Source organism: Paenibacillus sp. CECT 9249 (assembly GCF_918697855.1).
Taxonomy (GTDB): domain Bacteria; phylum Bacillota; class Bacilli; order Paenibacillales; family Paenibacillaceae; genus MSJ-34.
In genome coordinates this window covers 1-17,761 of record NZ_CAKKLI010000048.1, presented here as the reverse complement: position 1 = coordinate 17,761, position 17,761 = coordinate 1, and the positions used below count along the sequence as shown (strand labels likewise).

15 protein-coding genes are annotated in these 17,761 nt (G+C 47.0%); 4 read left to right on the top strand and 11 right to left on the bottom strand.

The annotated features are described in order from the left end of the window. Positions 1-3 precede the first annotated feature (3 nt). From recQ to LQ229_RS22600, 3 genes are read right to left on the bottom strand one after another with little or no spacing between them, the layout of a single operon-like run. The gene (gene recQ, locus LQ229_RS22610) at positions 4-1,812 is read right to left on the bottom strand and encodes a DNA helicase RecQ (protein ID WP_230192972.1); all 1,809 of its coding nucleotides are present in this window, start codon (positions 1,810-1,812) and stop codon (positions 4-6) included. Further along, on the bottom strand, positions 1,803-2,945 hold the full coding sequence (locus LQ229_RS22605) for an ABC transporter permease (protein WP_216541284.1): 1,143 nt from the start codon (positions 2,943-2,945) through the stop codon (positions 1,803-1,805). The genes recQ and LQ229_RS22605 overlap by 10 nt, the downstream gene beginning before the upstream one ends. Beyond that, complete coding sequence (locus LQ229_RS22600) at positions 2,942-3,979, bottom strand: ABC transporter ATP-binding protein (RefSeq protein WP_230192971.1); 1,038 nt, start codon at positions 3,977-3,979, stop codon at positions 2,942-2,944. Before LQ229_RS22600 ends, LQ229_RS22605 begins: the two co-directional genes overlap by 4 nt. A gap of 225 nt (positions 3,980-4,204) precedes the next feature. Here LQ229_RS22600 and rlmD point away from each other — a divergent pair, with 225 nt between their 5' ends. Continuing rightward, positions 4,205-5,662, top strand: a complete 1,458-nt coding sequence (gene rlmD, locus LQ229_RS22595; protein ID WP_230192970.1) for a 23S rRNA (uracil(1939)-C(5))-methyltransferase RlmD — start codon at positions 4,205-4,207, stop codon at positions 5,660-5,662. Between the two features lie 35 nt (positions 5,663-5,697). On the opposite strand, the gene LQ229_RS22590 is transcribed toward rlmD, so the two are convergent. Next, positions 5,698-6,900 (bottom strand): tyrosine-type recombinase/integrase, encoded by a 1,203-nt coding sequence (locus tag LQ229_RS22590; protein WP_062410719.1) that lies wholly within the window; start codon positions 6,898-6,900, stop codon positions 5,698-5,700. 5 nt (positions 6,901-6,905) lie between these two features. Then, positions 6,906-7,313 (bottom strand): helix-turn-helix transcriptional regulator, encoded by a 408-nt coding sequence (locus LQ229_RS22585; protein WP_230192969.1) that lies wholly within the window; start codon positions 7,311-7,313, stop codon positions 6,906-6,908. A gap of 154 nt (positions 7,314-7,467) precedes the next feature. On the opposite strand from LQ229_RS22585, the gene LQ229_RS22580 reads away from it, so the two are divergent. The 3 genes from LQ229_RS22580 (at position 7,468) to LQ229_RS22570 (ending at position 11,437) form a co-directional block, all read left to right on the top strand. Then, complete coding sequence (locus LQ229_RS22580) at positions 7,468-7,656, top strand: helix-turn-helix domain-containing protein (protein WP_230192968.1); 189 nt, start codon at positions 7,468-7,470, stop codon at positions 7,654-7,656. A gap of 107 nt (positions 7,657-7,763) precedes the next feature. Further along, positions 7,764-10,022, top strand: coding sequence for a DUF3987 domain-containing protein (locus tag LQ229_RS22575; RefSeq protein ID WP_230192967.1), 2,259 nt, complete (start codon positions 7,764-7,766; stop codon positions 10,020-10,022). 551 nt (positions 10,023-10,573) lie between these two features. Next, positions 10,574-11,437: a DUF3775 domain-containing protein gene (locus tag LQ229_RS22570; protein ID WP_230192966.1), complete on the top strand. Its 864-nt coding sequence runs from the start codon at positions 10,574-10,576 to the stop codon at positions 11,435-11,437. Between the two features lie 38 nt (positions 11,438-11,475). Here LQ229_RS22570 and LQ229_RS22565 read toward each other — a convergent pair whose 3' ends face one another. The 6 genes from LQ229_RS22565 to LQ229_RS22540 form a co-directional block, all read right to left on the bottom strand. Then, the gene (locus LQ229_RS22565; RefSeq protein ID WP_230192965.1) at positions 11,476-12,315 is read right to left on the bottom strand and encodes a tyrosine-type recombinase/integrase; all 840 of its coding nucleotides are present in this window, start codon (positions 12,313-12,315) and stop codon (positions 11,476-11,478) included. Positions 12,316-12,397: 82 nt separating this feature from the next. Beyond that, a complete protein-coding gene (locus LQ229_RS22560; protein ID WP_230192964.1) occupies positions 12,398-14,296 on the bottom strand; it encodes an FtsK/SpoIIIE domain-containing protein in 1,899 nt (632 codons plus the stop codon). Then, positions 14,271-14,435, bottom strand: a complete 165-nt coding sequence (locus LQ229_RS22555) for a hypothetical protein (protein WP_160327413.1) — start codon at positions 14,433-14,435, stop codon at positions 14,271-14,273. The genes LQ229_RS22560 and LQ229_RS22555 overlap by 26 nt, the downstream gene beginning before the upstream one ends. A 64-nt stretch (positions 14,436-14,499) precedes the next feature. After that, complete coding sequence (locus tag LQ229_RS22550) at positions 14,500-14,931, bottom strand: hypothetical protein (RefSeq protein WP_062410728.1); 432 nt, start codon at positions 14,929-14,931, stop codon at positions 14,500-14,502. A gap of 644 nt (positions 14,932-15,575) precedes the next feature. Next, on the bottom strand, positions 15,576-16,079 hold the full coding sequence (locus LQ229_RS22545) for a hypothetical protein (RefSeq protein ID WP_062410729.1): 504 nt from the start codon (positions 16,077-16,079) through the stop codon (positions 15,576-15,578). Between the two features lie 152 nt (positions 16,080-16,231). Then, positions 16,232-17,461 carry an S-layer homology domain-containing protein gene (locus LQ229_RS22540; RefSeq protein WP_230192963.1) on the bottom strand — a complete coding sequence of 410 codons (1,230 nt, stop codon included), beginning with the start codon at positions 17,459-17,461 and terminating at the stop codon, positions 16,232-16,234. Positions 17,462-17,761 lie beyond the last annotated feature (300 nt).

Sequence of the window (17,761 nt, the reverse complement as noted above, 5' to 3'; positions counted from 1 at the left end):
CGCTTAACCGAACTCTCTTTCCTCGTTCAAATGTTGGAAAAATTCGAGAAACGGCTTGCCGTATTGCCGAAATTTGACTTCCCCGATCCCTTTGATGCGCAGCATCGCCTGCTCCGTCGCCGGCTTTAATTCGCTCATCTCGCGCAGCGTCGCGTCGTTGAAAATAATGTATGGCGGCACCTTCGCTTTGGCGGCCAAATCGCGGCGAATGACGCGGAGCTGCTCGAATACCGTTTCGTCAACGGCAGCGAACGCTTCGGGCTGCTTCTGCACTTTCTGGAACACTTGCCGCTCGCCCCGCAGCACTTCCACTGCCGGCGCCTGAATTTTAACGACAGGATATTGTCCTTCCGTCAGCTGCAAATACCCTTCGGCGATCAAGACGTTGATGAGGTCGCTAATTTCCTTCTCCGTCGATTTGCGCATCAAGCCGTACGTCGGCAAGCCGTCGAAACGGTACTGCAGCACCTTCTGGCTGCGCGAGCCTTTCAGGACCGAAGCAATCATCGTGACGCCGAACCGCTCCCGCATGCGATGAATGCATGAGAAGATTTGCTGCGCTTCCGTCGTAATATCGACAAGCTCGCGTTCGTCCGTGCAGGAGCTGCATTTGCCGCATGGCTCGCTCTCCTGCATATCGCCAAAGTAATCTAGAATGGCGCCTTGCAAACATTTGGGCGTGTAGCAGTAATCGACCATCGTTTGCAATTTGCGGTACTCGTTTTTTTTACGCTCAGGAGATAGCCCTTCGTTTTGCTCGATCAGAAATTTTTGCGTCAATATATCTTGCGGGTTGAACAGCAGGATGCACTCGCTCGGCTCCCCGTCGCGCCCCGCCCGGCCCGCTTCCTGCACGTAAGCTTCCATATTTTTAGGCATATTGTAATGAATGACGTAACGGACATTCGATTTGTCGATCCCCATCCCGAAGGCGTTCGTCGCAATCATGACGCGAATATCGTCGTAGATGAAATCCTCCTGATTGCGGGCCCGCTCCTCGTCCGTCATGCCGGCGTGATATTTGCCGACGTTCAAGCCTTTGCGGCGCATCGCCGTAAACAACTCGTCCACTTCTTTGCGCGTCGCGGCATAAATAATGCCCGGTTTGGAGGTGTTTCGCTGCGCGTAATCGAAGACGAAATCGCGCTTGTTCGCCCCGCGCAGCACGCTCATCGCCAAATTGTCCCGGCCGAAGCCGGTGACGAACAGTTCCGCGTCCCGCAGCGCGAGCAGCTTGACGATATCTTGCGTTACCTCGGGCGTAGCCGTCGCGGTAAACGCCGCTACTAGCGGCCGCTGCGGCAAGCTGTCCACGAACGGGGCAACCGCCAAATAGCTGGTGCGGAAATCATGACCCCATTGGGAAACGCAATGCGCTTCGTCAACCGCCACGAAGGAGATGTGCAGCGACTGCATGCGCGTGCGGAACGACTCGGATTCGAGCCGTTCGGGGGCGACATACAGCAATTTCAACCGCCCCTCTCTGGCCGCCCGCATCCGTTCCTGAAACTCGCCCGCGCTGAGCGTGCTGTTGATATAGGCGGCGGGAATGCCGATCGTATTCAGCGCGTCCACCTGATCCTTCATCAACGATATTAGCGGCGATACGACAAGGGTTATGCCTTCGAAGAGCAAGGCGGGGATTTGGTAGCAAATCGACTTCCCTCCTCCCGTCGGCATAATGCCAAGCGTTTCGCGCCCTTCGAGCAAGCTGGAAATGATCCGTTTTTGTCCTGAGCGAAACTCGGCATACCCGTAATATTTTTGCAAAGCTTGTTGTGCTGTTTCGATCGACATGCTATCTACTCCCATTTAAAAGTAAAGCTAGCCGCGATAAATGCGGCGATCAACCATAGCCCGAGCGTCAGCGACTCGACCCATAGATCGGCGAAACCCGCGCCCACATTCATTACCTGGCGCAGCGCCGTCGACAGATGCGAGATCGGCAAGGCCTTCACGATCGGCTGCAGAAACTCCGGCATACTGTTGATCGGAAAAAATACGCCGCCCAGGAACATCATCGGAAACGAAATGAATCCGGCAATCGGGCCGGCGCTTTCCGGCGTTTTGGCCAATCCGGCAATAATGAAACCGATAGCCATAAATGCAAGCGTACCGATAATGACGAAAAATAGCAAGAGCAGCCACGAGCCGTTCACCTGCGTTCCGAATATAAGCGCGCCGATTAACAGCACGATGACCGCCTGGGTTCCGTTCATGAGCAACCGTGCCGTAATTTGCGCCGCGATAAACGACGAAGCGCTGAGCGGCGTGCTTTGCATGCGGCGAAGAACGCCGCGTTCGCGCCAGGAAGCGATCTGTCCGGCCACGCCGTTCAAGTTGTTGGACATAATCATCATGGCGACGATCCCTGGCACGAGAAAATCGATATATTGCAAATTGAGCGATTGAACGCCTTTCGGTTCGATTGTCACGACCGGTTCATAATGAACGATTTGTTTGCTGATCCCGTCCACTACTTGCGACATCGCGTTCAGCGCATTGCCCGCCTTGGCCGCTTGCGTCTGATCGTAATAAACGGTAACGCTCGCTTGTTCCGCTTGCGCATTCGCCTCGATCGCTTGTCCGGCGCCCGCTTCCGTTTGCGTCAATGACGCGAGCTTGGTTCCGTACCCTTCCGGAATGACGACAACCAATTGTTTATCGCCTTTGCGCAGCATACCCAGCGCTTCGTCTTCATTCGCCATCGTCTCCATATTCAGCACCTGTTGCTGCTGACCGAGCGCTTGAACGAACGCTTCCGAGGCCTGCGACTTGTCGCGGTCGATCAGAATGCCGTCCGCCACGGTGCCATTGTTGTTCCCTAGCAGCAATCCGAACATGACCATAAAAAAGACGGGAAAAAAGAACGTAAAAAACAGCACTTGCTTATTGCGAGCAAACAGTCGAAGCTGAGCGACCGTTAATTGCCAATATGAGCTCATTCTTCTCTCAAGCTCCTTCCCGTCATATGAATGAACACGTCCTCCAACGTAGCCGTCCGCGTTTGCAAATCGGCAAATGCGACGCGAAGCGCCTCCGTCTTCTGTACGAATTCCGTTAACGTGCTTTGCAAATGATCCGTATATAAGACGTACGAATCTTTCCGGCATTCCGCCAGCCGTACGCCGGATATCGTCTGGAATTGCTCGAGCGTCCGCCGTTTCCGTTCCTCATCCCATTGCTCTTGCTCGGGAATGCGGAATTCGACCGCGGATTCGGATTCGAGGCTGCGCACCAAATTGCGCGGCGTATCGAGCGCGATCACTTCCCCGCGGTCCATCAAGCAGATGCGGTCGCATAGTATATGAGCTTCGTCCATATAATGGGTGCTCAGCACGACCGTCTTTCCTTGCTCCTTCATCGCAAGAATAATGTCCCATAATGTGCGCCGCGCCTGCGGGTCAAGCCCCGTCGTCGGCTCGTCGAGGAAGACGACCTGCGGATCGTTCACGAGCGCGAGCGCGATGGCAAGACGCTGCTTCTGGCCGCCGGATAAATTTTTGACGCGGTCGTTTATTTTTTCGCTTAGAATCATGCTCTCGAGCAGCGGCTCGATCGGCACGGAATGATCGTAGAAGCTGGCGTACATCTTCGTAATCTCTTTGACCTTGAGCAGTTCAAACAGAGATGTGGATTGCAATTGGACGCCGATGACCTCTTTCACCTTTTTCAGATCCGTCCGGGTATCGTAACCGGCTACGACCGCCGATCCTTCGTCGGGCTGCCGCAGTCCTTCGATCATCTCCATCGTCGTCGTTTTTCCGGCGCCGTTCGGTCCGAGCAGGCCGAATACTTCCCCTTTCTTGACTTGGAAATGAACGCCGTTGACCGCGGTAAATGTCCCATATCGTTTGACGAGTCCGCGGACTTCAATGATATTGTCGCTTGAATCCTGGCCTTGCCGCCCGTTCGCGTTCTCTGCCTCCGTATCCGCCGCGCCGCCGCCCGCAGCTTCCGTTTCGTTCTGTTCGCGCATCCTATTCCCTCCTCCTGCTTGCGTCGATTGTTATCGAAGTATTCCGATAGCAGTTTTGTCATTTCTACATTATACCATGCGCTGGAAACGCTGCACACTCGAAGGCCGCATTCCGATCCGGACTGCGGAACCGTCCTCCCTGGCGCTCGAAATTGCGCGCCGCTTGCAACTCGTGATATAGTGAGTCCAACGCGAATTGAATCGAACGAAGTGGAGCGAATGAACGTGAATAAATACAAAGAAACAAATCCGGGAAAAAGAAAGTTCGAAGGGAGAAAAAAAGAGGCCGCAACCTCATCGGCGGAATATTTGCAGGTAGGACAGCGGATCGTGGTTACGATCAAAAGGATCGGAATCAACGGCGAAGGCGTCGGCTATTACCGGCGCAAAGCGGTGTTTATCGACGGCGCGCTGCCGGATGAAGTCGTCAAAGCAAAAGTGACGCGAATCGAACCGAATTTGATTTATGCCGAATTGACGGAAATTGAAAAGCGCTCGCCGATGCGGAAGAAGCCGGATTGCCCGGTATTCGACCGGTGCGGCGGCTGCCAATTGCAGCATATGAAATACGAAGGCCAACTGCAAGCGAAGGAAGAAATCGTGCGGGAAGCGTTCCGGCGGTATGCGGGGGCGGAAGACGTACGGATCAAGCCGATCCTGGGTATGGAGCAGCCCTGGGGTTATCGCAACAAGGCGCAAGTGCAATTGGGATTCGAGAAAGAACGGTTGATTACAGGCTTATACGAACCGGGAACCCATAAGCTTGTCGATATTTCCGGCTGCCCGATCCAGCACTCGAAGGTGAACGAGGCGGTCGATACGATCAGAGACATTTTAACGGCGCTCCGCATTCCTGTCTATAAGGAACGAGGCAATACGGGCTCCGTCCGCAATGTCGTCGTTCGCGCCGGCCTGCAATCGGGAGAGCTGCAAGTTACGTTCGTTACCGCAACGGACAAGCTGCCGCAGCGCGAAGCGCTCGTCGCGGCGATCCGGCGCGCGCTGCCTGAGGTGACGACGATCGCGCAGAACATCAACCCGAAGAATACCTCGCTGATTTTCGGCGAGCGAACGAGCATATTGTGGGGCAAAGAAACGATTGAAGAGTCGCTGGGCGACTTGCCGTTCGCCCTGTCGCCGCGCGCGTTCTTCCAGCTAAACCCGGAACAAACGGTGAAGCTGTATGAGACGGTGCGCGTCGCGGCGGCGCTAACAGGCCGAGAAACGGTGATCGACGCCTATTGCGGCACAGGTACGATCGGACTCTGGCTCGCTCCTTACGCCAAAGAGGTGCGCGGGATCGAGGCGATCCCGGAGGCCGTCGACGATGCGCGCCGCAATGCCGAGCGCAGCGGGCGCGCGAACGCCGCCTTCTACGCCGGCAAAGCCGAGGAATTGCTTCCCCGCTGGGTGAAGCAGGGCGTCTCCCCCGACGTCGTCGTCGTCGACCCGCCGCGTACGGGCTGCGATGCGCGCCTGCTGCGCACGCTCGTGCAGACGAAACCGAAACGGATCGTCTACGTTTCGTGCAATCCGTCCACGCTGGCCAAAGATTGCAAGGTGCTGCAGGACGGCGGTTTCCGCATCGAATGGGTTCAGCCGGTGGATATGTTCCCGCATACGGTGCATGTGGAAGTTGTTTGTTCTTTGATTTATAAGGGATTTGACTCATTGAAGTGTTAGTTGGGGACGAAATGGGGACGAATGAACTGAGAGGTTTATTTTGCTTTGGTGATTGGTAAAATCGCGTCGAACTTGTTTGCCGCTTCTTGATCAGCGGAGCGAAGAACGTGACCGTAGATGTTCATTGTCGTGCCAATATTAGAGTGTCCTAGTCGTTCAGAAATGATTTTTGCATGGACACCTTGGTTTAGAAGCAGTGTGGCCGAAGTGTGCCGTAAACTGTGGAAAGTAATATACGGGAGCTTGTGTTTAAGCAATAGATTTCTGAAATGAAGGTAAGGCGTTTCTGGATAGAACGGCTTGCCTTCTTCATTGAAAAATACAAAAAAGTGTTCATCCCGTTTCCAGACGGTTTTCATTTTCATGCGCTCCTTACGGCAGTGAAGATAGTAATCATTCAGTTCTGCCGTAACGGATGCGGGAAGGGCAATTTTACGAATACTATGCTTTGTCTTTGGTTGTTTGATAATAGGTTCGCCATCTTTAAACGTTGTAATATTCTGTTGAACGTCGATAATGCCATTCTTTAAATCAACGTGCTTCCACTCTAATCCGACCAATTCACCCCGGCGCATCCCCGTTGTAAGAGCCAACGTAATCATCATGCGCCAGTGGTACGGCTCATGTTGCAATACTTCAAATAACTTATGGACTTCTTCCTCCGAGTAAACCCGTGATTCCTTGTACTTTACACGTGGACGAGCAACATCAGCTACAGGGTTACTCTTGATCAGTTTCCATTCAACGGCGCGGCAAAAAATGTTTTTCAAAATTCGATACATCATGAATACGCTGCCGGAGGATAATTTGCCTTGTTTACCGTCCAAACGGCTTCCTTCCTGTTCGAGTGAATCAATATAGTTCAGGATGTGAATTGGTTTCACTTGGTCAAGCCGAAGATGGCCGAATACAGGTAAAATGCGTTTATTCAGACAGCGTTTATAAGTATTCAGTGTACTGGCTTCGAGGTGTTTAACCGCGTATTTTGTTTCCCACTCCTCAACAAAGCTGGAAAATTTCATTTTTTCAGGAGCGATATATTCACCGGCTTCAACCTCGATTTTAAACTTAGTCAACTCCTCATTTAAATAATCGTTAAGTCTTTTTTTAGTCCGCAATAATGCCTCATCTTCGACTTTGATGGTTTTTGATTTCTTAAGTCTGTGCCCATGTGCGTCAGTACCTAATTCAACAACAAGCCGCCACGAGTTTTTTCCGCGTTTTTCAATGCTGGCCATAAGCTTCATTCCTTTCGTTGATGGTACAAAAAATCTAGGAATGTTTTCAATTGCGTTCTTTCAAAATCGGTTAAGTATTTTGAATACAGGGTACAATCAGGTTGATCGACTATATAAGTCAATTCCCTGCCGTTATTAATATTTTCTTGGTTAAATTGGGTATCATCCAATTCAATTTGCGGGTCGTAAAAAGGTAAATAACCTGCATGATACATTAACTCAGTTATTGGAGTTTCTAGCGCTGATGCTATCTTTCGTAAAATTTCCGGTGATGGCATCACACCTTTTGAGCCGCTTTCTAACTGAGACAAGTAACCATGAGATATATTTGCCTTTCGTGCCGCTGCTGTAAGTGAAAGATGCTTACTTTGTCTAAGATTTTTCAAATATAATCCAAATTCTTTAGGCTGCATAATGCTTCACCTCCTTTCAACATAAATATAACCTAATATCGTTGAAATAACAACATCTGTTGACAAATAAACAATAGAGATGTAATCTATCCCTAGAAATCATGTTCTAAGTGTGACTAGAGTGATTTCAACTTTAACGGGAGGAGGAAGCCGAATGCAGCAAGCGACTATGACGCTAGAGCAGTTCGCAAAATATGCGGGTATTTCCAAGGATTTAGCTTATGCGCTTGTTAAGGCGGGGAAAGTACCGTATATTCGTCTTGGCATTGGAAGAGGGCGAATTTTGTTCAGGAAAGAAGCGGTTGACGCTTGGTTAGCTTCGCAAGAGCAGCAAGTTAGATAAGCAAGTTTGATTGATTTCCACAACATCCTCTTAATTCCACAATTCCCTCATACCCCTATTTTCCCTTAACTTCTCGTGATCAAGAACAATACGAGGAGGGAAAATCCTTGACACAACAAGAACATTCAGTAAACGTAAATTTAAACTTCTACCCTGACAACATCCCAAATGAACTGAAAGAACGCAATCAATGGATACTATGGCGATTAGAGTTGCTTTCGGGGAAGGAAAAACCTAGCAAAATTCCTTACACTGTTCAGGGTGAAAAAGCGGATACAACTAATTCCCTTTGTTGGTCAAGCTTTGCGGAGGCGCTAAAAGCTTACAAGCGCCAACCGGGAGCCTACAGCGGCCTCGGGTATGTATTTAGTACAGACGACCCTTTTACTGGAATTGACATTGATGGTTGTATTGACGGTGGCAAGCTTACTGATGAAGCAGATGAAATTTTGTACGCTCTTGACAGTTATTCGGAACGCAGCCAGAGCGGAAGAGGCGTTCATGTCATTGTTAAAGCGAAGCTAAACAGCGAGAGGAATCGAATCGGAGCATTTGAAATTTACGACCGCAAACGCTTTTTTGCAATCACTGGCGATCATTTGGAGCTTTCACCGAAAACCATCGAGAACCGGCAGAAAGAAGTTGATGAGTTATGCAAACGAATGTTTGCAATAGAAGAACCAACCGCAAGGTTACGCTCAAATGCAATTAATGTACGGGTTAAAACCCCGAATTTATCCGATCAAGAAATTATCAGCATTGCAACAGAGGCTAAGAACGGCGAGAAATTTAAAAAGCTCTATAGTGGCGATTGGAGCAATTATGGAAGTCAATCAGAGGCCGATCAGGCTTTATGCAATTTATTGGCCTTCTATACCCAAGATGTTGTGCAAATCGACAGACTATTCCGAAGTAGTGGTTTAATGCGTGAAAAATGGAAACGGGACGATTACCGGGAACCAACTATAGCACAAGCTTTAACTAAGGTCACTGCTCAATATAGAGGAAAGGGAAACTCAACCACTGGTGAAACTGCTGATGATGATCTTGGCTTAATGCTTATCCCTAAGCAGGAATGGAATGTAACGGTCTCCCCGGATGCGTTCTATGGCTTGGCTGGGGAAGTCGTGAAACTAATTTTGCCGCATACGGAGGCAGACCCAGTTGCTTTACTTATCAACTTTCTTACGATATTCGGCAATACGGTAGGAACATGGCCGCATTTCACCGTTTCGGGGGGCGAACATCGTATGAAATTGTTCGCGGTTCTTGTCGGTGCCACATTCAAAGGTAAAAAGGGTACTTCTCTTGAACCAATTATTCGCCTTATGAGTGCGGTTGATCCTGAACTATCCAAACGCAAGAAATCAGGTTTATCAAGCGGCGAAGGTGTCATTTACGCTGTTCGCGATCAAGTCACTGAAATGAGGCCAGTCATAGAAGGCAATGGAAAGAACAAGCAGCCTACTGGCGAATATGAAGAAGTTATTACCGATTACGGCGTTGAAGACAAGCGGCTGCTTATTGTGGAAAGTGAGTTTGGTGGGGTTCTTAAGGTGCTGCGTCGGGACGGAAACACACTGGCCGCGATCGTTCGGAACGCTTGGGATGGCCGGGGAGATATTCAGACTCTTACAAAACATCCTGTAAGTGCCTCAGACACTCATATTTCAATTCTGGGGCATATTACGCCGGAGGAGTTAAGAAAGCTCATAAGCGATACTGAAATTCATAGCGGCTTTGTCAATCGCTTTTTGTGGGTATACGTTCAGCAGTCCAAGTCTTTGCCATCCGGCGGTGAATTTCATAAAGTGGATATTTCATCTGCCGTCCAACGCATTCAAGGAGCAGTAAAATTTGCACAAGGTGAGGGTTCAAACCAAAGAAGGCCTATGGAGCGTGATGAAGCCGCTAATGCCTTGTGGGAGCGTGTATATGATTCATTACAGCGTGACATTCCGGGAATCATCGGAGCAGCGATCAGTCGTGGAACGCCTTATATCATGCGTCTAGCTTGCATTTATGCCTTGCTTGATATGTCGTGGACGGTTCGCATTGAACATCTTAAAGCAGGATTGGCCGTTTGGGAGTATTGCCGGAAGTCCGCTCAATTCATATTTGGGCAAAATTTCAATTCCCTTGACCCAATAACAGCGCGAATTCTCGAAGCATTGAAAGAACACCCAAAAGGTCTTACTTCTACGGAAATCAGCGTTGGGATTTTCAAAAAAAATCAAAAGGCAGCCGATATTGCTGCTGCCATCGGCAAGCTCCGCGAATTAGGATTAATTAGAGTTGATAAAATGCCGAACCCAAAAGGCAAGGGCAAACCGATCACGATGATTCGATTAATTGAACAGGAATAACGGAGGATTTACTTCGTGTTAATTTCGCAATAATTTCGTCTGTACCCGATGACAGAGCTCCATATCACACTAGGGTTCTGGCGTTTTATTCGTAAATTCGTTTATTTCGTGATACATGACAACATAAAAGTATTGATTTTGTTCACAGGGGTAACACCCTCTGTGGAAATAAATTTGAGTAGAGCTTAGAAGTTGATCATCGCATTTTCCTTCGGTTTTGTTTCCACATACAAATTAAACGAAATTACGAAATTTTAGGAATAAACATGAGATATCAAGGGTTTTCAACTTCTTTGTTGTACGTAATTTATACGAATAATATACGAATAAATCTACTCCATTAATTCAGGGATGAGTGTCGCAAAAAGGTTCAAGAGGTCTACCAAAAAAATTTTGTTCTTTTTTTACTTCAATGATTGAGAAACATGATCTAAAAATTGGCGAATTAATCATTAATTACTCTACTTAAAAAGGGGGATGTTGCCTGTGAAATCATAATTTATTTACCGGTCTCACAAAAGTATTTCTTACTTAAGGGGGAATCTGTATCTATGAAAAAATTCAAGGTTGTTGCAACGGAGCTATTTTCGCAATCAGAATGCTACCTTGTGGATACGAACTCTCTGCCAATTGCATTTGCCTATGCCAAACTAGCCTTTATCCACATGCAAGAGCGGAGATACTGGTATCCCAACTGCTGCTTTGAAGTTTGCATCGAATGGCTTGCCGAAGTATCAAGAACGGATTGGCGGGGTAAGAATCTATCCAACACGCTTGAATTTATTCGAGAAGATGATATTTGGATTCATCCATTCACGGAACATCTGACGATGGAAGAGCAGGACTTCCTTTTTAATAATTTTCTTTCACCAAAATATTTAAGGGTTTACGCAACAAGGGAGTATAGCCAAATGAACGGAAATCCGGTTTTTGTTGTGCGACTGATGCTAAACGACGATAACGATTCTTTCTCAATGTTATCCCATTTGGATTTGAAGGAGGAAGATTTAATGGCCAATAAATTTGAACTGATCAAACAAACCATTGCTTTAGCAAGGGAACGAGATCGCAATATTGAAAAATATGGCTTGAAGTGTATTGTAGTATCACCAGACGGTTATAAGGAGTATAAAGCTTTTCTGAATTCACCAGAATATTTAAAGATTCAGTCATCCAATAAAATTCTAAGAGACTTTCTGGCCAGCCTCGAACCTGGCGAAGTCGGATTGTTATATACAATGATGTATCTTGGCCGAGATCATGACTACATCGAGGTTCAGTTAGATAAATCAGGGAACGCAGCTTACCATGACGGAAGAAACAAAGACTTGGAAATTGATATGATGATGGAGAAAAGGTATCTTAGCCAATATCTGCAAGAAGGGGCTAAGATTATGGGGTATGACGTTGAATAAAAATATAACCGGGGCCATTTGGTTCCCGGTTTATTTTTTCACAAGAAAGCCTTATCTATAGCTTCAGCCAATTCAACAGAAGAAGGCATAGAATAACGTTTCGTCATATTAATATCAGAATGGCCGGTAAGAGCCGCCACTGTGCTTATATCAGTTCCGGCAGCAACCAGCCGCCGCGCAAACGTATGCCGCAAGGCGTGGGGATGCGTCCCATACTTGGCTAACAAATGCTGGATTGTCCGGGCTGAAATTCGTTTTTTATGACTGCTCAAAAATAGCGCCGGTTCGGTATCGCTTCGCGTTGCAAGATACTGCATTAGGTGATAACGAACTTCACGGGATAGCGGAATAGTGCGGGACTTGCCGCCTTTTCCGTTCCGAACGATCATTTCACCGCTCCGTTCGTTCAAAATAACGTCCTGACGGTTCAACGCACATAATTCCGATACCCGAACGCCGGTTTCCAGCAGCATATACCCGATAGCGATATCCCGTTTGTTTCCGGTTTTCTCAATCTCCCGTTTGAGCCGCTTAACCGCTAACTCCTCTAACGATTTTGGAGCCGTCTGCCTTTTGTTTTGCGGCTTGATACGCTTAATGTGTTCAACAATATCGGGACGCTGGATAAAGCGGCTGTAGATACTCAAGCAAGCAAACACCTTATCAATGGTTGCCGCGCTTTTGCCTTCCTGTTCCAGCGCCTTGATATAGGCTTGAACATCATACCTTGTAGGCTCTGCTAACTCCCCGCCGTTTCGATCAAGCCAGCGGCCAAACGCCTCCAAGATTCGCCGGTAAGTTTTGATAGTATTTTTGGCTTTACCTTGTGCCTCCTGATCGGAAAGAAAACGTTGAACTTCTGCGACAAAATTTTTCATCGTTAATCCCCCCGATAATCATACTTCCGCGCCATTTCCCGTTAAGGTTTTGGCGCGGAAGCCAGCTTCTCTGCAATTGAACTTAGAAAATATCATTGAAGTTTTGAGGAATTTCCCGCCGCGAATCTAAAAAGCCGATGTTGCGCCCCACCTTATAACCTTCATGCGGATTTCGGTACTCCAAGAATAACCGCCTAAAATCCATGTCATTGATAAACGGAACTTTAATCAAACTGTCCGTAGGAGCATCCGTTCCTCTGACAATGAAAAGCCCGGCATAATCGGTGGAGGGCAAGCGTTCAAAAGCAGCGCCATTGCCAAGGGCGATTTGACTGGACGTTTGTGAATCCATCCGGCCTATGCAGCGAAAGGAAATGTTACTCCGAAAATCGGTTGAGCCAAGGCTTTCCTGACTAGGCCGCTGTGTAGCGATCAGCAAATGAACGCCGTTGCTCCTGCCTTTCGCCGCAATCGCCTTCAGGCAGGACATGCCTTCCTCAAGTCCCTGCCATTTATCCGTAAACTGTGCAAACTCATCAAATACCACAAAGAGTTCCGGCAAATTTGCACCGGTCATTTCGTTGTAAACGGCGATATCGGGCGACACACCCCATTCTTTCAAAAGTTGTTCGCGCCGTTCGACTTCCTGCGCCGCGCTTTTTACCAGTTCCAAAGCGGCTTCTTTCGTCGTTGCTATCGGGTATCCGGCATCTTCCACGAACCCGAAGCTGACGCCGCCTTTAAGATCAATAAACATCGGAAAATGATTTTGACGTTGAAGCTGCAAGATGACCGAATAAAGAGCGGTTGACTTACCGGCTCCCGTTGTCCCGGCGACAATTCCATGCGGGATTTTCCGGTAATTCCATGTAACCATGCCTTTGCTATTCACACCCACAATTACGCTTTCCGGCATTTGGGCGACAGCATGAAGGTTAATCACGTTCTGGAAATGGATTTCCTTTGGCAGCGGCTGCTTGGCGATTTCAACCCCAACCGTTCCGATTCCGTCATAATCCCGGTGGATAAAGAATACCGGCTTTTTCAAATAGGCTTCGATGCGGGTAACGTTTTCCTCCCAACGTGTAGAGGCAACGGAAGGGATATCCCATATAAAGACTTCTGTTTGGCCTAAATCATGGTGTATAGGAGAGATGTTTGAAACGTCTTTCAAGTGCAGCACTTCGGTTAAAAATCGTTCCCATGCCTGTTTCATGGGGTAGTAGTGATGGTTTAAAGTCTGGTTCTGGGATTTGAAATCAGGGACAGGTTTGCTTTCTTTCATAACCGTATTATTGGTTGATTCTTGCACACTCCCCCTTTGCAGCTTCTGATAGCTGATCGCGTGTAAAGCGGTATTGATTTGAGATACCTTTTTCAAATTCCTGCTATGAAGCAGCGCGTTCGCTTGCTGAAAAATCTGTGACAAGTACGCGTGAAAGAGATGTTCACAAGCCGTATGATCAGCGGTAAGTGAACGGATGAAAGGAAACAGCTTGTAACCTGTATAAAGGCAGACGATATAAAAAAACAAGCCTGTTAAAATTACAATAGGGAACCAATGAAATAAAGGGAAATCAGTAAATAACCCAAGTATAAATGTGGTTATGACGGCAAAAGCAAACCCGCTCAGGAGCCACAATAACCGCCTTCTTAGAGCCGGAGCTTGCATCCCCAACCTCAAAGCCAATCGGCGATCTAGCGGCGACGTCGGGCGTTTAATCACCTCATAGTGAGCAATTGATCGCACTACCCAATCAATTGTATTCTGTGGAACATCTACTTCATAATATGGCTTGTTGGCGATATCATTGAGCAGATGATGAGCACGCAGAAGCTCTTCTTGTGCTGACCGTATCCAAATTTCAATAACCTTATTCCGTAAGCGCTCTTGATCGTCATAGCGCCACCAAGCAAGGAAACGCTTGATTGGCGGAAAAAGCGAAGAAAGCTGCTTACGAACTTTTTGAATGATACTCATGGTTTTCACCCGCCTGTGACAAGAACGTCCGCGCCATTCGTTCAAAAAGATCAGGCAGCTTCATGTCATGATCAAGTGCAAAGCGCTTCAATTCCTTTAAAAGATGATTGTCAATAAGTAAGGTATATCGTTTGCGCATTCGCTTTTCCTCCTGAGATACAAGAGGGCTTGCAGTGTGAGTTAATATACAAGCCCTTCTGGTTTTAACGAAATAAATTGTTTTTCAGCAGTTCTTCAAGGCATGGAGTATCCTTTAAATCAATGGAATTGCCATCAAACTTTAATAAACCTTCCGAAGCGGCTGCTCTAGCTAAATAACACAGATCGTCCTTCTCAAAAGCGGATTTCCCCAAAAATTCAGAGATACTTAACCTATTGCGCTTGGAGTGGAAATTTTCATTGCGAAGGAAGAGAAACAGAGCAGCACCAAACTCCGGCCATTTTCCTTTTTCCACCTGTTCAGAAGCCATAGACCAACCGCCTTCAATGCACTCCACCAACCGTTCCAGCAAAACATTGCCGCTGTCAACAAGCTTTATCGCCGCTGGCACAGAAGGGCGGTTTTTCTGATTCCCGCCTGAGAAAAAAATCCACCAAAGCAACAGCGCCATGATGATATAGCCTAAAAATGGCATAAGCAAACCTCCTGATCATCTTTGATTCTCCTACCTGCGGCAAATAGTAATTACATGCGCTCCACCCCCTTTGAACATAACCATTACTTTTCACGCCTCCCCGCCGACAACACCGTTGAAACATCGGACTATTTGATAGACTCTGCATTTTTTTAGAGAAGCGATTGAGGAGAAGTGAATATTGCAGAGTTCACCTAAATACATAATCTAATGAACCTTTTTATACTCTAATTTTGGAAAGGTAGCACTCTGATAAAGTTAGAAAAATGAAAAAAGAATGCGCGTCATAATAAAGCGTGACACTGCATTCTTCGTAAAGTGAATATTAGTTTTTCTTAAAATGAGGCCGTTTTCGTTACTTTTGACCAGCGATTTGTTACCGCATATTACCGTCAAAATAGCTGAAAACCCTTGATTTATCTATATTTTTTATTTTTATTGATAATAAGGTAACAAAGTAACAGGATTTGCGAGGGGATATACACAATCGGTGCGGCAAGCAATGAAGCCGTGGGATGAGATTGCATCAAATCCTTGTATAGAAGCATAGGTGTATGAAAAAAACTTGTTACCTTGTTACCGAACCTGAAAACCCTTGTGGTTCTAAGGATGAGCCGGTAACAGGCTATCTTCCCGGTAACAATTTATAGCTGGTCAATATACCGGGGAGAGCTTTCGCGTTCTCGGATATAAGCCAATTCCCTCTTGTGTCGCAGATCGTGTCCGGCTGATTTCAGCAAATACGGAATGGCCGCTTTAACGAGGGCATCCATCGAGCCGAAGCGCTTGCCGGTAAACGGGCATTCATATTGTGTTTTGGTTTTGACTTGGGCGGTTTCGGCTCCTTGAGGAAACAGGATATTATAAAACGATTGCTGCGCTGCTTCTACAACTTCGGTTGCATACTGCTGCTCATTGTTCATTAAATAATTCTGCCAACGTTCCTCCGCATGGCGGCGCGGGTAGCCGCTTGGTTTGGCTGCTGGCGCTTCCGTCTGCCCGTGCATAAGGCGTTTTAAGAAAGCCGCAACCGTCAAGCCGGATTCCTTAATCTGCGCCCATTCCACCTCTGTGAGGGTTAAAGATACTTTACGTGTTACACCTTGGGCTTTCCGTCCCGCGCCTACCCGTTTTCCGCCTCTTGACATCATAACCACCCCGTTAGAAAAAGGTTACTTTTATCATAACAAAAAGCATGTATATTTTGAAATAGGTTACTTAAATCTTAAAAAAGAATGGCGGCCAGTAAACTGGCCGCCAGAACTAGCAATTTTCTGTTCATTAAATCACCCTCAAGGGATTATTTTAACGTAGAGCTATAAATCTGTTTGACGCCTTCATTTTTTCCAATTCCAGAGAACTTAACAACAAATTCTTTATTAGATACTTTATGTTGTTTAGGAATCAACTGACCTGCAGTATAAGTGACTTTGCCGCTCTCAGTCCCAGTACGAATACCAAGCATAAATTCTTCATATTTACTATCCCAAGGGAAAAATGAATAATCTCTATTGAGATTTTTAGTATCTGTTGCATTAAGGGGAGACTCATGCCATTCACTGTTGTATACAGTAGCTCTACAAGGTGTTACGTAGGAGGCACCATGATCTTTATCTAAGCTAATATCCACAATATAGAATACAGCGTAACCGCCAGAAGCTTCTTTCAGTTTGAAAGAGTCTTTAGCGTTATACCAACGAAAATCATCAGATGTCACAAGAGCCCTATTAGGATCATTAGGGTCATCGAGGTCTACAACAACAAGCCTATTTACTGAACAAGCAATCTTTCCATTATCAGAAACAGACCGCATGAGGTCATCTTTAAACTCGCTATATTCGTTAGCGGATTCCTGAGTTGGATTCCCAAAATACTGTGGTAACATCGTCAAAATGTTAGTCCGATGCCACAAGATTTCAGCCGCCCCGACCGCGTATTTGTCACTCGGCAAGGTTTCGCCACGTTTAACTGCAAGTACCCTTTCAATTACGACAACTGCTTGTGCTCTAGTCGTTGTACCGTCAGGGTCAATATTTCCGGGAGACGTACCCATAATCAACCCGGCCCTGGCTCCTTCATAGAGGTTCCGGTTTATGTCATAATCTTGCTTGTAACCGGTAATGCCTGCCCGTACAGAGAGAAGCATCATTTCCTTACGCGGCATTTTCGTATCCCAAGTGCCAGTCTTGAAATCGTCAGCGTAAATTCCGGCTTCCGTAGCGGCATTTACGGCTTCTTGATACCATGCCCCAGAAGCACCGGACACACTTTTCAGTCCCAACGCCGTAGTCAACATTTTTGTAAATTCCGCCCGCGAGACTTCTTGGTCAGGCTTGAACGTTCCATCCGGATAGCCACTAACATAGCCAGCCGCAACCGCGCTGTTGATTTGAGATTCAGCCCAATGCCCGGAAATATCCGTGAAAGAAATAATTTTCGATTCGGTAGTTTGCGTTTCAGCATACGCAACGCCTAGCAAAGAAACAGACAATAGTACTGCAAGGAAAAAGCTGACTACAGATTTTTTCAAGTAAAACACCACCATGTTATTTATTTGAATTAAGTTTCCCTTGAATCCTATTTAACTATAAGAAGACTATCCCCAGATGCTGCAACAGCAAATGAAGGAACCATGCTTACTAAAAGGCTAACAACTAAAAGAGATGAGACTAAACGTTTCTTAATTCTCATAGTCTTAACCTCCCTCGTATAGTATCTTTTGAAAGCTCTTATAGGTTAGTTTCCATCCCCTGAGGGGGATGGAAAACGGCCTCGAAATTTCCAGGCTCGTTCTTTGAAAATTTCATCTGGGACTGGACTTTCCGGCATG

What these genes read in the sequence shown, in the direction of transcription:
- recQ (WP_230192972.1), bottom strand. Translation starts at nt 1,812, where the DNA reads ATGGGAGTAGATAGCATGTCGATCGAAACAGCACAACAAGCTTTGCAA.
- LQ229_RS22605 (WP_216541284.1), bottom strand. Translation starts at nt 2,945, where the DNA reads ATGAGCTCATATTGGCAATTAACGGTCGCTCAGCTTCGACTGTTTGCT.
- LQ229_RS22600 (WP_230192971.1), bottom strand. Translation starts at nt 3,979, where the DNA reads ATGCGCGAACAGAACGAAACGGAAGCTGCGGGCGGCGGCGCGGCGGAT.
- LQ229_RS22590 (WP_062410719.1), bottom strand. Translation starts at nt 6,900, where the DNA reads ATGGCCAGCATTGAAAAACGCGGAAAAAACTCGTGGCGGCTTGTTGTT.
- LQ229_RS22585 (WP_230192969.1), bottom strand. Translation starts at nt 7,313, where the DNA reads ATGCAGCCTAAAGAATTTGGATTATATTTGAAAAATCTTAGACAAAGT.
- LQ229_RS22580 (WP_230192968.1), top strand. Translation starts at nt 7,468, where the DNA reads ATGCAGCAAGCGACTATGACGCTAGAGCAGTTCGCAAAATATGCGGGT.
- LQ229_RS22570 (WP_230192966.1), top strand. Translation starts at nt 10,574, where the DNA reads ATGAAAAAATTCAAGGTTGTTGCAACGGAGCTATTTTCGCAATCAGAA.
- LQ229_RS22565 (WP_230192965.1), bottom strand. Translation starts at nt 12,315, where the DNA reads ATGAAAAATTTTGTCGCAGAAGTTCAACGTTTTCTTTCCGATCAGGAG.
- LQ229_RS22560 (WP_230192964.1), bottom strand. Translation starts at nt 14,296, where the DNA reads ATGAGTATCATTCAAAAAGTTCGTAAGCAGCTTTCTTCGCTTTTTCCG.
- LQ229_RS22555 (WP_160327413.1), bottom strand. Translation starts at nt 14,435, where the DNA reads ATGCGCAAACGATATACCTTACTTATTGACAATCATCTTTTAAAGGAA.
- LQ229_RS22550 (WP_062410728.1), bottom strand. Translation starts at nt 14,931, where the DNA reads ATGCCATTTTTAGGCTATATCATCATGGCGCTGTTGCTTTGGTGGATT.
- LQ229_RS22545 (WP_062410729.1), bottom strand. Translation starts at nt 16,079, where the DNA reads ATGTCAAGAGGCGGAAAACGGGTAGGCGCGGGACGGAAAGCCCAAGGT.